Annotated in this window: 17 protein-coding genes and 1 other annotated feature; of the genes, 13 read left to right on the top strand and 4 right to left on the bottom strand. The window is 53.0% G+C overall.

The genetic code is table 11. The features are described 5' to 3' along the window. From infC to selO, 13 genes are all read left to right on the top strand, one after another. The gene (infC, locus tag N7268_RS22950) at positions 1-543 is read left to right on the top strand and encodes a translation initiation factor IF-3 (protein ID WP_048997935.1); all 543 of its coding nucleotides are present in this window, start codon (positions 1-3) and stop codon (positions 541-543) included. Positions 544-639: 96 nt separating this feature from the next. Beyond that, the gene (rpmI, locus tag N7268_RS22945; protein ID WP_003030583.1) at positions 640-837 is read left to right on the top strand and encodes a 50S ribosomal protein L35; all 198 of its coding nucleotides are present in this window, start codon (positions 640-642) and stop codon (positions 835-837) included. A gap of 55 nt (positions 838-892) precedes the next feature. Continuing rightward, positions 893-1249, top strand: a complete 357-nt coding sequence (gene rplT, locus N7268_RS22940; protein ID WP_003030578.1) for a 50S ribosomal protein L20 — start codon at positions 893-895, stop codon at positions 1247-1249. Positions 1250-1369: 120 nt separating this feature from the next. Further along, positions 1370-1494, top strand: a sequence feature (Phe leader region). Beyond that, positions 1375-1419 (top strand): pheST operon leader peptide PheM, encoded by a 45-nt coding sequence (gene pheM, locus N7268_RS22935; RefSeq protein ID WP_001386830.1) that lies wholly within the window; start codon positions 1375-1377, stop codon positions 1417-1419. Its footprint overlaps the feature before it by 45 nt. A gap of 102 nt (positions 1495-1596) precedes the next feature. Then, positions 1597-2580 (top strand): phenylalanine--tRNA ligase subunit alpha, encoded by a 984-nt coding sequence (gene pheS / locus N7268_RS22930; RefSeq protein ID WP_137383362.1) that lies wholly within the window; start codon positions 1597-1599, stop codon positions 2578-2580. A gap of 15 nt (positions 2581-2595) precedes the next feature. Then, positions 2596-4983: a phenylalanine--tRNA ligase subunit beta gene (gene pheT, locus N7268_RS22925; protein WP_260864611.1), complete on the top strand. Its 2388-nt coding sequence runs from the start codon at positions 2596-2598 to the stop codon at positions 4981-4983. Positions 4984-4987: 4 nt separating this feature from the next. Then, entirely contained in the window at positions 4988-5287 is a 300-nt protein-coding gene (ihfA, locus tag N7268_RS22920) for an integration host factor subunit alpha (protein WP_003030571.1), read from the top strand. 120 nt (positions 5288-5407) lie between these two features. Beyond that, positions 5408-6388: a vitamin B12 ABC transporter permease BtuC gene (gene btuC / locus N7268_RS22915; RefSeq protein ID WP_260864610.1), complete on the top strand. Its 981-nt coding sequence runs from the start codon at positions 5408-5410 to the stop codon at positions 6386-6388. Positions 6389-6442: 54 nt separating this feature from the next. Then, positions 6443-6994, top strand: a complete 552-nt coding sequence (locus tag N7268_RS22910; RefSeq protein ID WP_260864609.1) for a glutathione peroxidase — start codon at positions 6443-6445, stop codon at positions 6992-6994. Continuing rightward, positions 6994-7743, top strand: coding sequence for a vitamin B12 ABC transporter ATP-binding protein BtuD (btuD, locus tag N7268_RS22905; RefSeq protein ID WP_260864608.1), 750 nt, complete (start codon positions 6994-6996; stop codon positions 7741-7743). The genes N7268_RS22910 and btuD overlap by 1 nt, the downstream gene beginning before the upstream one ends. A gap of 77 nt (positions 7744-7820) precedes the next feature. Continuing rightward, a complete protein-coding gene (locus N7268_RS22900) occupies positions 7821-8285 on the top strand; it encodes an NlpC/P60 family protein (RefSeq protein ID WP_260864607.1) in 465 nt (154 codons plus the stop codon). A gap of 318 nt (positions 8286-8603) precedes the next feature. Beyond that, positions 8604-9317, top strand: a complete 714-nt coding sequence (locus tag N7268_RS22895) for an EAL domain-containing protein (RefSeq protein WP_260864606.1) — start codon at positions 8604-8606, stop codon at positions 9315-9317. A 61-nt stretch (positions 9318-9378) separates the two neighbouring features. Further along, positions 9379-10821, top strand: a complete 1443-nt coding sequence (selO, locus tag N7268_RS22890; protein WP_260864605.1) for a protein adenylyltransferase SelO — start codon at positions 9379-9381, stop codon at positions 10819-10821. Here the strand turns inward: selO and N7268_RS22885 are convergent. The 4 genes from N7268_RS22885 to chuS are packed head-to-tail and all read right to left on the bottom strand — an operon-like array spanning position 10818 to position 14428. Continuing rightward, positions 10818-11597 (bottom strand): heme ABC transporter ATP-binding protein, encoded by a 780-nt coding sequence (locus N7268_RS22885; RefSeq protein WP_260864604.1) that lies wholly within the window; start codon positions 11595-11597, stop codon positions 10818-10820. The genes selO and N7268_RS22885 overlap by 4 nt on opposite strands. After that, a complete protein-coding gene (locus N7268_RS22880; RefSeq protein WP_260864603.1) occupies positions 11590-12582 on the bottom strand; it encodes a FecCD family ABC transporter permease in 993 nt (330 codons plus the stop codon). Before N7268_RS22880 ends, N7268_RS22885 begins: the two co-directional genes overlap by 8 nt. Continuing rightward, entirely contained in the window at positions 12582-13403 is an 822-nt protein-coding gene (locus N7268_RS22875) for a hemin ABC transporter substrate-binding protein (RefSeq protein WP_260864602.1), read from the bottom strand. Before N7268_RS22875 ends, N7268_RS22880 begins: the two co-directional genes overlap by 1 nt. Beyond that, positions 13400-14428 (bottom strand): hematinate-forming heme oxygenase ChuS, encoded by a 1029-nt coding sequence (gene chuS, locus N7268_RS22870; protein ID WP_260864601.1) that lies wholly within the window; start codon positions 14426-14428, stop codon positions 13400-13402. The genes N7268_RS22875 and chuS overlap by 4 nt, the downstream gene beginning before the upstream one ends. Between the last annotated feature and the right edge of the window lie 10 nt (positions 14429-14438).

Here is a 14438-nt window from a genome sequence, read left to right as displayed (position 1 = left end):
ATTAAAGGCGGAAAACGAGTTCAAACGGCACGTCCGAATCGTATCAATGGCGAGATTCGCGCCCTGGAAGTTCGCTTAACAGGTCTGGAAGGCGAAGCTTTGGGTATTGTGAGTCTGAGAGAAGCGATCGAAAAAGCTGAAGAAGCTGGAGTAGATTTAGTTGAAATCAGCCCTAACGCCGAACCGCCAGTTTGTCGTATCATGGACTACGGCAAGTTCCTTTATGAAAAGAGTAAGTCTTCTAAGGAACAGAAGAAAAAGCAAAAAGTTATCCAGGTTAAGGAAATTAAATTCCGTCCTGGCACCGACGATGGCGATTACCAGGTAAAACTCCGCAGCCTGGTACGCTTTCTGGAAGATGGCGATAAGGCTAAGATCACGCTGCGTTTTCGCGGTCGTGAGATGGCCCACCAACAGATCGGTATGGAAGTGCTCAACCGCGTCCGTGACGATCTGAGTGAACTGGCAGTAGTCGAATCCTTCCCAACGAAGATCGAAGGCCGCCAGATGATCATGGTGCTCGCTCCTAAGAAGAAACAGTAAGGCCTTCAAGTAGCAATGTCTGTGGAGCCTACGGGTTCCACAGCCGTTGTTCGCCTACGTTTCGTTTATTAACAATGCGAAGTGGAAGTTATTAAGATGCCAAAAATTAAGACCGTACGCGGTGCTGCTAAGCGCTTCAAAAAAACCGGTGGTGGTGGATTTAAGCGTAAGCACGCAAACCTGCGTCATATTCTGACCAAAAAATCTACTAAGCGTAAACGTCACCTGCGTCCAAAAGGCCTCGTGTCTAAAGGCGATCTGGGTCTGGTTATCGCGTGCCTGCCGTACGCATAAGCCGTTAACGTTTAATTCATTTTTTTACTAAGAATATAGATACAGGAGAGCACATATGGCTCGCGTAAAACGTGGTGTAGTTGCCCGTGCACGTCACAAGAAAATTTTGAAACAAGCTAAAGGCTACTACGGTGCGCGTTCTCGCGTATACCGCGTTGCCTTCCAGGCTGTTATCAAAGCTGGTCAGTACGCTTATCGTGACCGTCGTCAGAAAAAGCGTCAGTTCCGTCAACTGTGGATTGCGCGTATCAACGCAGCAGCACGTCAGAACGGTATTTCTTACAGCAAATTCATCAACGGCCTGAAAAAAGCCTCTGTTGAAATCGACCGTAAGATCCTGGCTGACATCGCAGTATTCGACAAAGTAGCGTTCACCGCTCTGGTCGAAAAAGCGAAAGCAGCTCTGGCATAAGCCGGTGAAAAGAGGGAGCCTGGCTCCCTCTCTTTTATTTGTAGTCCAATCAATTAGTTGACAATTTATCCGTAAGCCTTTTCAATAAAGGTTGTCCGGTTTTTACCACACAAGGTAACGCAAGCATGAATGCTGCTATTTTCCGCTTCTTTTTTTACTTTAGCACCTGAACCCGGGAGGCTAGCGCGTGAAAGAAGAAACGGAAAACAGCGCCTAAAAGCCTCCCTGGTGGAGGCTTTTTTTATACACGTCATCCTTCAAGCTGCCGCGGTGGCTGCATTCTTTTACTGAATGATTTTGTGTATATACGTGCGACTAATGAATATCGCCACATAACGAGGAAAACCATGTCACATCTCGCAGAGCTGGTTGCCAGTGCAACGGCCGCCATTAACCAGGCTTCAGATGTTGCCGCGTTAGACAATGTCCGCGTCGAATATTTGGGCAAGAAAGGGCACCTGACCCTTCAGATGACTACCCTGCGCGAGCTGCCGCCAGAAGAGCGCCCGGCAGCAGGTGCGGTTATCAACGAAGCCAAAGAACAGGTACAGCAGGCGCTGAACGCACGTAAAGCTGAGTTAGAAAATGCCGCACTGAATGCGCGTCTGGCTGAAGAAACTATCGATATTTCCCTTCCGGGGCGTCGTATTGAAAACGGCGGTCTGCATCCGGTAACGCGTACTATCGATCGTATTGAGAGTTTCTTCGGTGAACTGGGCTTTACCGTGGCGACGGGCCCGGAAATCGAAGACGATTATCACAACTTCGATGCGCTGAATATTCCTGGCCATCACCCGGCGCGCGCTGACCACGACACATTCTGGTTTGATGCCACGCGTCTGCTGCGTACCCAGACCTCTGGTGTGCAGATCCGTACCATGAAAGAGAAGCAGCCGCCAATCCGCATTATCGCGCCGGGTCGCGTATATCGTAACGACTACGATCAGACGCACACCCCGATGTTCCATCAGATGGAAGGGCTGATCGTTGATACCAATATCAACTTCACCAACCTGAAAGGTACGCTGCACGACTTCCTGCGCAACTTCTTCGAAGAAGACCTGCAGGTTCGTTTCCGTCCATCCTATTTCCCGTTCACGGAACCTTCTGCGGAAGTTGACGTAATGGGTAAAAACGGCAAATGGCTGGAAGTTCTGGGCTGCGGTATGGTTCACCCGAACGTACTGCGCAATGTCGGCATCGATCCGGAAATTTACTCTGGCTTTGCATTCGGCATGGGAATGGAGCGTCTGACTATGCTGCGTTACGGTGTCACCGATCTGCGTTCTTTCTTCGAAAACGATCTGCGTTTCCTCAAACAGTTTAAATAAAGGCAGGATAAAACAATGAAATTCAGTGAACTGTGGTTACGCGAATGGGTTAACCCGGCGATTGATAGCGATGCGCTGTCAAACCAAATCACTATGGCTGGCCTGGAAGTGGATGGCGTAGATGCCGTTGCGGGCGAATTTAATGGTGTCGTGGTCGGCGAAGTCGTGGAGTGCGGTCAGCATCCGAACGCCGATAAGCTGCGTGTCACCAAGGTGAATGTCGGCGGTGATCGTCTGCTGGATATCGTCTGTGGCGCGCCTAACTGCCGTCAGGGGCTGAAAGTGGCCGTGGCGACCATTGGTGCCGTTTTGCCGGGCGACTTCAAAATTAAAGCCGCCAAACTTCGCGGTGAGCCGTCAGAAGGGATGCTGTGCTCTTTCTCTGAGCTGGGTATTTCCGACGATCATAACGGTATCATTGAACTGCCGGCGGATGCGCCGATTGGGACGGATATCCGCGAATATCTGAAGCTCGACGATAACACCATCGAAATCAGCGTTACGCCGAACCGTGCAGACTGTTTAGGCATCATCGGTGTGGCACGTGATGTCGCTGTCCTGAATAAAGCCCCGCTGGTAGAGCCAGAAATCGCGCCAGTGGCCGCGACCATCAGCGATGTGCTGCCGATTCAGGTCGATGCTGTGGACGCGTGTCCGCGCTATCTGGGCCGTGTGGTTAAGGGCATCAATGTTAAAGCACCAACGCCTCTGTGGATGAAAGAGAAACTGCGCCGTTGCGGGATCCGTTCTATCGATGCTGTCGTTGATGTGACCAACTACGTTCTGCTCGAACTGGGTCAGCCGATGCATGCGTTCGATAAAGATCGTATTGAAGGCGGAATCGTTGTGCGTATGGCAAAAGAAGGGGAAACCCTGGTATTGCTGGATGGCACCGAAGCGAAACTGAACGCTGATACGCTGGTGATTGCTGATCACAACAAAGCTCTGGCAATGGGCGGTATCTTCGGCGGCGAACACTCTGGTGTGAATGATGAAACGCAAAACGTTCTGCTGGAATGTGCGTTTTTCAGCCCGCTGTCCATTACCGGTCGCGCGCGTCGTCACGGCCTGCACACCGATGCTTCTCACCGTTATGAGCGTGGCGTCGATCCTGCGCTGCAGTACAAAGCGATGGAGCGAGCAACGCGTCTGCTGCTTGATATCTGCGGGGGTGAAGCGGGTCCGGTTATTGACGTCACGAATGAAGCTACATTGCCAGAACGTGCCACCATTACGCTGCGTCGTAGCAAACTGGATCGTCTGATCGGACACCCTATTGCTGATGAGCAGGTGGGCGATATTCTGCGTCGTCTGGGCTGTGAAGTGACGGAAGGCCAGGATGAGTGGAAAGCGGTAGCGCCAAGCTGGCGTTTCGATATTGCTATCGAAGAAGACCTGGTTGAAGAAATTGCTCGCGTATACGGTTATGACAATATCCCGAACACGCCAATTCAGGCGGGGCTTATCATGGGTACGCATCGTGAAGCGGATTTATCGCTGAAACGTGTTAAAACTATGCTGAATGACAAAGGCTATCAGGAAGTTATCACCTACAGCTTTGTTGACCCGAAAGTCCAGGCACTGCTGCATCCGGGTGAAGAGGCGCTGCTGCTGCCAAGCCCAATCTCTATTGATATGTCAGCAATGCGTCTGTCCCTGTGGCCGGGTTTGCTCTCTACAGTGGTCTATAACCAGAATCGCCAACAGAACCGCGTGCGTATTTTCGAAACGGGTTTACGTTTCGTACCGGACACGCAGGCTAACCTGGGGATCCGTCAGGATCTGATGCTGGCTGGCGTGATCTGTGGCAACCGTTATGATGAACACTGGAACCTGGCGAAAGAGACCGTTGATTTCTATGATCTGAAAGGCGATCTCGAAGCGGTTCTGGACCTGACTGGCAAACTGGCAGACATTCAGTTCAAAGCAGAAGCGAATCCAGCGCTGCATCCGGGTCAGTCCGCGGCGATTTATCTGAAAGGTGAACGTATTGGTTTCATTGGGGTTGTTCATCCGGAACTGGAACGTAAACTGGATCTGAACGGTCGCACTCTGGTGTTTGAACTGGAGTGGAATAAGCTCGCAGACCGCGTGGTGCCTCAGGCGCGTGAAGTTTCTCGCTTCCCGGCGAACCGTCGTGACATCGCGGTCGTTGTGGCAGAAAACGTTCCCGCTGCGGATATTTTATCCGAGTGTAAGAAAGTTGGCGTAAATCAGGTAGTTGGCGTAAACTTGTTTGATGTGTACCGCGGTAAGGGTGTTGCGGAGGGTTATAAGAGCCTCGCTATCAGCCTGATCCTTCAGGATACCAGCCGTACACTTGAAGAAGAGGAGATTGCCGCTACCGTCGCCAAATGTGTAGAGGCATTAAAAGAGCGATTCCAGGCATCATTGAGGGATTGAACCTATGGCGCTTACAAAAGCTGAAATGTCAGAATATCTGTTTGATAAGCTTGGGCTTAGCAAGCGGGATGCCAAAGAACTGGTCGAGCTGTTTTTCGAAGAGATCCGTCGTGCTCTGGAAAACGGTGAGCAGGTAAAACTCTCTGGTTTTGGTAACTTCGATCTGCGTGATAAGAATCAACGTCCGGGGCGTAACCCGAAAACGGGCGAAGATATTCCCATTACAGCACGGCGCGTGGTGACCTTCAGACCCGGACAGAAGTTAAAAAGCCGGGTCGAAAACGCAACGCCCAAAGAAGAGTAATTTAACTATACGCAAAGCATGACGCGTATAACTAAAAAGGCCGCTATGCGGCCTTTTTCCTTTCCACTGCGGATTCAGCGCCGTAGAATCACCCCATCTCTTTTCAGCTGAATGGAAAACATGCTGACTTTCGCCCATCAACAACAGCGACGAAACGTACGCTGGATCCTGTCTCTGTCAGTACTGGTATTGCTGGCAACGATTCTAAGCTTATGCGCCGGAGAACAGTGGATTGCTCCCACTGAGTGGTTCAGTGCTCGTGGCGATCTGTTTGTCTGGCAAATTCGACTTCCCCGTACGCTCGCCGTGTTACTGGTCGGTGCCGCACTGGCGCTTTCTGGCGCGGTGATGCAGGCGCTTTTTGAGAACCCACTCGCGGAGCCGGGGTTGCTGGGCGTATCTAACGGCGCTGGCGTTGGCTTAATCGCGGCGGTATTGCTTGGGCAAGGCCGGCTACCTGGCTGGGCATTGGGTTTATGTGCCATTGCCGGGGCGCTGATTATCACTCTGATTCTTCTGCGATTCGCCCGTCGTCATTTGTCTACCAGTCGCCTGCTACTTGCAGGGGTGGCGCTGGGGATTATTTGTAGCGCATTGATGACGTGGGCTATCTACTTTTCGACCTCTTTTGATTTGCGCCAGTTGATGTATTGGATGATGGGCGGCTTCGGTGGCGTTGACTGGCAACAGGCCTGGCTTATGGTGGCGCTGATCCCCGTGTTGCTGTGGATTTGCTGGCAGTCGCAACCGATGAATATGCTGGCGCTGGGAGAGACTTCTGCGCGGCAGTTGGGATTGCCCTTATGGTTCTGGCGTAATCTGCTGGTGGTTGCTACAGGCTGGATGGTGGGCGTTAGCGTAGCGCTGGCGGGGGCAATTGGTTTTATCGGTCTGGTCATTCCGCATATTCTGCGGCTGTGTGGTTTAACCGATCACCGTGTGTTACTGCCGGGTTGCGCGCTGGCGGGGGCAATAGCGTTACTGCTGGCCGATGTTATCGCACGTCTGGCTCTGGCCTCCGCGGAGCTCCCTATCGGGGTGGTGACGGCTACCCTGGGCGCACCCGTTTTCATCTGGCTGTTGTTAAAATCCAGGCGCTAGAAAGCCTTTGTTCGGTCTATGATTAAAAGCTGAAATGTCGGAATTGGAGATGCTATGCAAAACACACTGTTCGATACAGAAGTGACGACCATTGACGGGGAAGTGACCTCGTTACAGGCGTATGCCGGAAAGGTACTGCTCATTGTTAACGTTGCCTCTCAATGTGGATTAACGCCGCAATATGAGCAACTGGAGAATCTTCAGAAGAGCTGGCATGAGCAGGGATTCACCGTCTTAGGCTTTCCCTGCAATCAGTTTCTTGGTCAGGAGCCGGGTAGCGAAGAAGAAATCAAAACCTGGTGCAGTACCACCTGGGGCGTCACTTTTCCGATGTTCAGTAAGATTGACGTCAATGGCGAAGCACGTCACCCGTTGTATCAGCAACTGATTGAAGCCGCACCGACAGCCGTGGCGCCTGCTGACAGCGGCTTTTATGCGCGGATGGCGAGTAAAGGTCGGGCACCGCTCTACCCGGACGATATTTTGTGGAATTTCGAAAAATTCCTGGTTGGACGGGATGGACATGTTCTACAGCGGTTTTCACCCGACATGACACCTGAGGATCCGGTCCTGGTACAACGTATTAAGACGGCGCTGGCAAACTAATGTCTCTTTTGATGCAGCTACAGGATGTTGCGGAAGCGAGCCGACTTGGCCCGCTATCCGGTGAGGTAAGCGCGGGGGAGATCCTGCATTTAGTGGGACCTAACGGCGCAGGAAAGAGCACATTGCTGGCACGTATGGCGGGCTTAACCAGCGGTGAGGGCACGATCCTCTTTGGGGATACAGAGCTCGACGCCTGGCCAGCTGCAAAGCTGGCGCAACATCGCGCGTATCTTGCGCAACAGCAAAATCCGCCGTTTGCGATGCCGGTCTGGCATTTTCTGACGCTACATCAACCGGACAAAACCCGTACTGACCAGTTGCAAGAGGTGGCTGAGGTGTTGGGACTTGGTGATAAGCTGGGTCGCAGCGCTAACCAGCTTTCCGGTGGTGAATGGCAGCGTGTGCGTCTTGCGGCGGTGATTCTGCAAATTTGCCCGCAGGCTAATCCGCAGGGACAGCTTTTGCTGTTAGATGAGCCGATGAACAGTCTGGACGTCGCACAACAAAACGCGCTGGACAGGCTGTTGAGTCGGTTATGCGAGCAGGGGATAGCGATTGTGATGAGCAGCCATGACCTGAACCATACGTTACGGCATGCACATAGGGCATGGTTGCTTAAACGCGGAAAACTCCTTGCCTGCGGCTCGCGTGATGCCGTGTTAACCCCGGCCAACCTGTCGCTGGCTTATGGCGTAAACTTCCGTCGGCTGGATATTGAAGGCCACAGAATGCTCATATCAACCACTTAAGTGAAATGGGTTCTTGAAAACCACATAATTTCCACGCTAAATTGGCATAAAAATAAAAATCAGAGGATTCGTCCTGAATGCGTTTTTGGCTTCTTTTCATCACAGCGTTATTTTTGGCGGGGTGCAGCAGCCATCGGGCTCCTGCGCCTAATGCGCGGTTGTCGGACTCTATTGCTGTTATCGCTGGTCTGAATGACCAGTTACAAACCTGGCGTGGTACACCTTATCGTTATGGCGGCATGAGCCGCAGCGGTGTTGATTGTTCGGGTTTTGTATTGATGACCATGCGCGACAAATTTGATTTGCAACTGCCGCGCGATACGCGCACGCAATCAAAGATTGGCACCGAAATAGATAAAGATGAATTGCTGCCTGGCGATCTGGTGTTCTTTAAAACTGGGTCCGGGGAAAGTGGGTTACACGTTGGTATTTACGATACCAATAACCAATTTATTCATGCATCAACCAGTCGGGGAGTGATGCGTTCGTCACTCGACAATGTCTACTGGCGTAAAAATTTCTGGCAGGCACGACGTATTTAATCTCCGGTTCGATGAGGCTGACTGGGTGTGAAGTCGCCTCATCTTCTTCATTTAAAAGTTAGCTTTTGCTGATGCTTCTGGTCTGCCAATAACCCTGCATACAAAAAGCGTATTTTGCTAAAAATATGATTTATTCCGATTTATTAAAAAGTACAAAGCTGGATATTAGTTTATAATCAGGATAAGCTAAAAAAAAGGATTCGATTTACTGGCTAAAAAGGGAAAAATGAAAGGGCCTCTATTTGTATCAGAAGTGACGTATTTTTCCATCCTTTGCTACAGGATGCCGGATAACACCCATGCAGCGGGGCTGGCACAATGATTGTTTCACTGGATAACCTTTATCACTCTGAGTTCTCTTTTCTTCCTGCGAGAAGTGAAAAAGGCGACCTTGCGTACGTAGACATCATCGCTAATTTTGTTAGTCCGGACCGGACCGTACACATGCCGACTGAGCTGGTCATACCTCGTTTGTCGGAAGCAGAGCAATGTCGTTTATTTACGGAAAAACTTGAATTAATCGAAACTTGCCAGCACTTTTTTATTCAGCGCAAACTTTCCGCATGGCTTAATTTAACGCCAGCAGTCGCTAATACTTTATTATCAGATGCAGAATTTGCATCCCATGTTGAACGATTTTCATTTATTGAATTCACGATTAATGAAAACTATCCAGAGTTAAATAGCGGAAAAGAAAATCGAACGCTGACGGCGTTAGCCGCCCGGTTTCCATTAATTCTGACGAATTTTGGTGCCCCAGGCATATCCACCCGGGCGATTTATGATGGTCTTTTCAAGCGCGTGGTTCTGGATAAAAACTTTGTTCAACAACGTATTACACATCTGTCGTTTGAGCCATTTATGCGCGCAATCCTGGCGCAACTCTCGCCAAGTTGTGAATCCATCATCATTAGCGGTGTTGATTCACAGGACATTCTGCAACGGGTATTGCCCTTAGGGTTCAGTGCGATGCAGGGGGCGCTGTGGCCAGCGGTGTCGCCCGCTGAGATCATTTCGCTGGTGCAGGGATAACCCTTCTGTTTGCTGGTGTTTAACACCTTATTAACAGGCTACACTAGTGACAGGAGGCCCTATGACCCTGTCTTTTACCACCCGCTGGCGTGATGAACTACCAGCAACCTATACCGCTCTTTTACCTACTCCTCTGAGAAATGCGCGCGTCATCTGGCATAACGATGCTCTGGCTGAACAATTAGGTATTTCAGCTGCGCTGTTTGATGTTCCTGAGGGGGCTGGCGTTTGGGGAGGCGAATCGCTTCTTGCCGGTATGTCGCCGTTAGCGCAGGTCTACAGTGGGCACCAGTTTGGTGTCTGGGCCGGGCAACTTGGCGATGGGCGAGGGATCCTGCTGGGTGAGCAACAGCTTGCAGACGGTACCACGCTGGACTGGCACCTGAAGGGCGCCGGATTAACGCCTTATTCCCGCATGGGGGACGGACGTGCGGTGTTGCGCTCCACAATTCGGGAAAGCCTGGCCAGTGAGGCGATGCATTACCTCGGAATACCCACCACACGGGCGTTGTCGATGGTGACCAGCGATACGCCGGTACAACGAGAAACGACGGAAGCGGGCGCGATGCTTATTCGCGTGGCGCAAAGCCATATGCGTTTTGGCCATTTCGAACACTTTTACTATCGACGTGAGCCGGAAAAAGTCCGCCAACTGGCAGACTTTGCGATCCGTCATTACTGGCCGCAATGGCAGGATGAGGCGGATAAATATCAGCGTTGGTTTCAGGATGTCGTTACGCGTACCGCGACGTTGATCGCCGACTGGCAAGCGGTGGGATTCGCACATGGCGTGATGAACACGGATAACATGTCTATTTTAGGGCTGACGATGGATTACGGTCCGTTCGGTTTCCTGGATGACTATGTGCCCGATTTTATCTGTAACCACTCTGACCATCAGGGACGATACAGTTTAGATAATCAACCGGCGGCCGCATTGTGGAATTTACAGCGGCTGGCGCAAACGCTGTCGCCTTTTATCTCTGTCGATGCGCTCAATGATGCTCTGGATAGCTACCAACTGGCGCTGCTCACCCACTACGGTAAACGAATGCGGCAAAAACTGGGCTTCTTTACCGAGCAGCAGAACGATAATGCGATCCTCAGCGAGTTGTTTAGTTTAATGGCGCGCGAAAGAAGCGACTACACGCGAACGTTCCGCATGCTGTGCCAGACGGAACAGCACAATGCCTCCTCACCGCTAAGAGATGAGTTTATCGACCGCGCAGCGTTTGATGACTGGTTCGCCCGTTATCGCGCGCGTTTGCAACTCGATAATGTTGATGATGGCGTCCGACAGACGCAAATGAAAGCAGCGAATCCGGCAATGGTTTTACGTAACTGGCTGGCTCAGCGGGCGATCAGTCAGGCAGAGCAGGGGGATTATTCTGAGTTGCATCGTCTACACCTTGCGTTGCGCACTCCCTTCACCGATCGGGATGATGACTATGTCAGCCGTCCGCCTGACTGGGGCAAACGGCTGGAAGTGAGTTGCTCAAGCTAACGGGCGAGAAAAACGTGCGGGGAAGCGTTGGCCGGATGCTGGCCAACGTGAATCTGCGCGCCGTACCAGCGAGTCAGCGCATCTGCCTGTAACACGGCCTCCGGCGTTCCCTGTGACACAATATGACCGCCGTGAAGCAATACGATCCGGTCAGCCCACAGCGCGGCAAGGTTGAGATCGTGAAGTATGATACAGACATGTAGCTCACCCTGAACGGTCAGTGTTTTAAGCATTCTCAGTAGATGTTGCTGGTGGAAGAGATCCAATGCTGAAGTCGGTTCATCAAGGAATAACCAGCCGCGTGGTGCGCCGTCACGCCACAGTTGTGCCAGCGCGCGCGCAAGCTGAACGCGCTGCTGTTCGCCACCGGAAAGTGCAGCGTATTGTCTGCCTGCAAGGGGTAAACAGCCGGTCATTTCCATCACCTGGGCGATAAGCGCAGGTTCAGGGGGGCGGGCCCAGGGTGTGCGTCCCATGGCGATAACGGCTTCTACCTGCCAGTCAAATCCCAACTGCGTTTGTTGACGCATGACCGCCCGGTGACGCGAAAGCGGCTGTTGACCCCACGCATCCAGTGATTTTCCGTCAAGGATGCAACGTCCGGCGACCGGTTTAAGATACCCGGTCAGCAGGCGTAACAGAGTTGATTTCCCCGCGCCGTTAGGCCCGATCAACGCCACCAGTTCACCTTTTGCGAGCGTGAGCGACACATCCTGAATAACCGGCCTGCCCGCAACGAGATAGTGAAGATCTTCCGCGATAAAATGCTCAGCCATACGACCCTCTCTGACGAAAAATGAGCCACAGAAACCAGGGCGCACCGAGAATACTGGTTAACAGACCAACGGGCATTTCAGCCGGGGCGACGACAGTACGCGCGAGGGTATCAGCCAGCAGCAGTAAAAAAGCGCCGGCCAGTACGGAACCGGGAATGACCGCTCGATGATCTGAACCCAGCCACATACGCAGTAGATGTGGGATAACCAGACCGATAAAGCCTATTACGCCGCTGACCGCGACGGCGGCGGCAACCAACAGTGCGCTACACAGCAGTAAAATACGCTGAACTGTGCGGACATCGACACCGAGATAATGCGCTTCTTCTTCTCCCAACTGCAGCACGTTAAGGGCCTGAGCCAAACGCCAGATGATCAGCACGGTCGGCAGCATTAACGAGGCCACTGCCAGCAATGTTGACCACTGCGCAGAGCCCAGACTGCCCATTCCCCATAGCGACAGCTGGCGTAACTGAGCATCATTGCTGATCCACGAGAGAACACCAACAGCCGCACCGCAAAGCGCATTGATCGCAATACCTACCAGCAACAGACGCGACAGCGATCCGTCTTGCTGTTGGCTGAGGATAAAAATCACGATGGTTGCAGCAAGCGCGCCGAGAAATGCGGCCAGCATTGGTGCATACAGCATCAGCAGTGCCGGCAATGAAATCGGCAGGACAACCCACAATGCAACGGCGCAGGCGGCACCGCTGCTGATCCCCAGTAAACCCGGGTCGGCTAGCGGATTGCGAAATAATCCCTGCATCACACAGCCAGCCAGTGCCAGCGAGCCGCCAATGACCAGCGCCAGCAGCACACGCGGCAGGCGTATGGTGAACCAGATTTGCCGTAGGGCATCATCGCCATCACGCCAGAGCAGGCTTACCGGCAGGCGCAACGCGCCAAAACCGGTCGCCATAACGGTCATTAATACCAGCATGATGGCGAGCATCCACAGTGAGCAGGTGATTCGCCGGGGCATCAGGGTAATTGCTCCGCTTTGGCGCGAAGTTGCAAAATGGCCTCGGGGGTACGGAGGCTAAAGCCCAGCAGCGCCATATCATCAATCTGCAATACCTGCTTATGACGACCCGCCGGCGTTTGCGCGAGCCCAGGCAGCGTCCACAGGTTTGCTTCTCCGCCCATCGCCTTGACGCCATCCTGCGAAATCACGACCAGGTCGGGTTGGCTGGCAATGACCCCTTCTTGTGACAATGGCTGATAGCGGTTGAATCCCTGCATGGCGTTGCGCAACCCGGCAGCGCGAATGGCCGCATCGGCTCCGGTTTGTTGTCCGGCCGCCATCGCGGTCATCCCGCCGTGATTGAGAATGAACAAAACGCGCTTATTGAGCGGCGATGATGGCAACGCCGCCAGCGCCTCGCGTAAGGTCTGGCGCAACGCTTCTCCTTGAGTCTCGTGGTGTGTTGCCTGTGCAATCACCCGAACTTTCTCATCAATGACGCTCAGCGTGTTGCCCGCAGGGACGGTAACCACTCTGACATTGCTCTGCTCGACCTGTTTCAGCGCCAGTGAGGGCTGAGCCTGAGCGCTGGCAAGGACCAGCGTCGGTCGGGTGGCGAGAACCCCTTCGGCGTTGAGCTGGCGTAGATAGCCGACATCAGGTAATGCCGTAGCCGCTTCAGGCCACTGGCTGGTGCTGTCTCGTGCGACGAGCGATGATTGTGCACCCAGCGCGTACACAATCTCGGTGACGTCGCCACCGAGAGCCACAATCTTTTCCTCTGGCGCCGCCAGCGAGACCGCAGGCAGCAGTACACTCAGGACGAGCAGCTTTCTCATGCGGCCAGTCCTTTTGGCGTTAAGGCATCGATCTGTGCGCGCCATTGTGTCTGTTCCGGTTCGCCTTCCGTACGCTGACCATACAGTTGAGCGATTTGAGTACCGTCTGCGGCAAACAGCTCCAGACTGGTGACATGACCCTCGGCGGTGGGTTTACGTGTTACCCACGTTTCGGCAATCGTCTCTTCCAGCAGGTGCAGGGTAAAGGTTGGGTTGAAAATATTCAGCCAGCCTTTCATCGGCACCAGTTTTTCTACGGCGCCCGTAAAAATCTGTACGCAGCCGCGATTGCCAACAAACACCATGATTTCGTTACCGTCCTGGCGCGCCGTTTCCAGCAATTGTGCCAGTGCGTTATTGGCAACTTTACAGGCCAGGTCATCGCCCACCAGATTGAACGCCTGCTGACGCGTAAGGTTGTGGCGTTTCAGCAGACCGAAAAACTGGTGCACATCCGTCATCGCACGCCACTCGGTATCCACGGTTTGTGCATCCGCGGTCACGGCAGTCACGGCGCTCTCAACAGGTTGCAGCGTCAGCGAGGGGTTTTCGGCGAAGATGAAACGGGTCAGCAGCGCACCCCATGCAGCAATATCGGTATTCTGCGTGGTGTAGACTTTCAGCAACGCATCGCCTTGATTATCAAAAAACTGAATGCTCTGACGCTCGCCGTGAGCGGTGGTTTCACTGATGTGAAACGCACTTGCCCACTGGTTCAGAAACAGGCGCAGATCGAGGGCGCGCGGATTCAGCACCAATCCGGCATGACCGTTCAGGTGTTGGTTGGTAAACGCCCCGACTTGCTCATGGACCGCGTATTCGTTGCGACAGATACACTTGGTTTCGCCTACGGTCTCCAGGGCACTCAGTATCTCGCGCACCTCGCCACGTAAACGCCATGCGTCATGACCGACGCGTGCAAACGTTAGCTCGGCTTCGCTAATGTTCATCAACCCCGCGATATCACGTGCGTATTTTCCCGGGTTTTCTTTTTTTAGTTCCAGCCAGCGTGTGTAGTGATTCATTGTCTTTTCC

This window comes from Citrobacter sp. Marseille-Q6884 (assembly GCF_945906775.1).
Classification (GTDB): domain Bacteria; phylum Pseudomonadota; class Gammaproteobacteria; order Enterobacterales; family Enterobacteriaceae; genus Citrobacter.
This window is presented reverse-complemented; position numbering and strand designations above follow the sequence as displayed.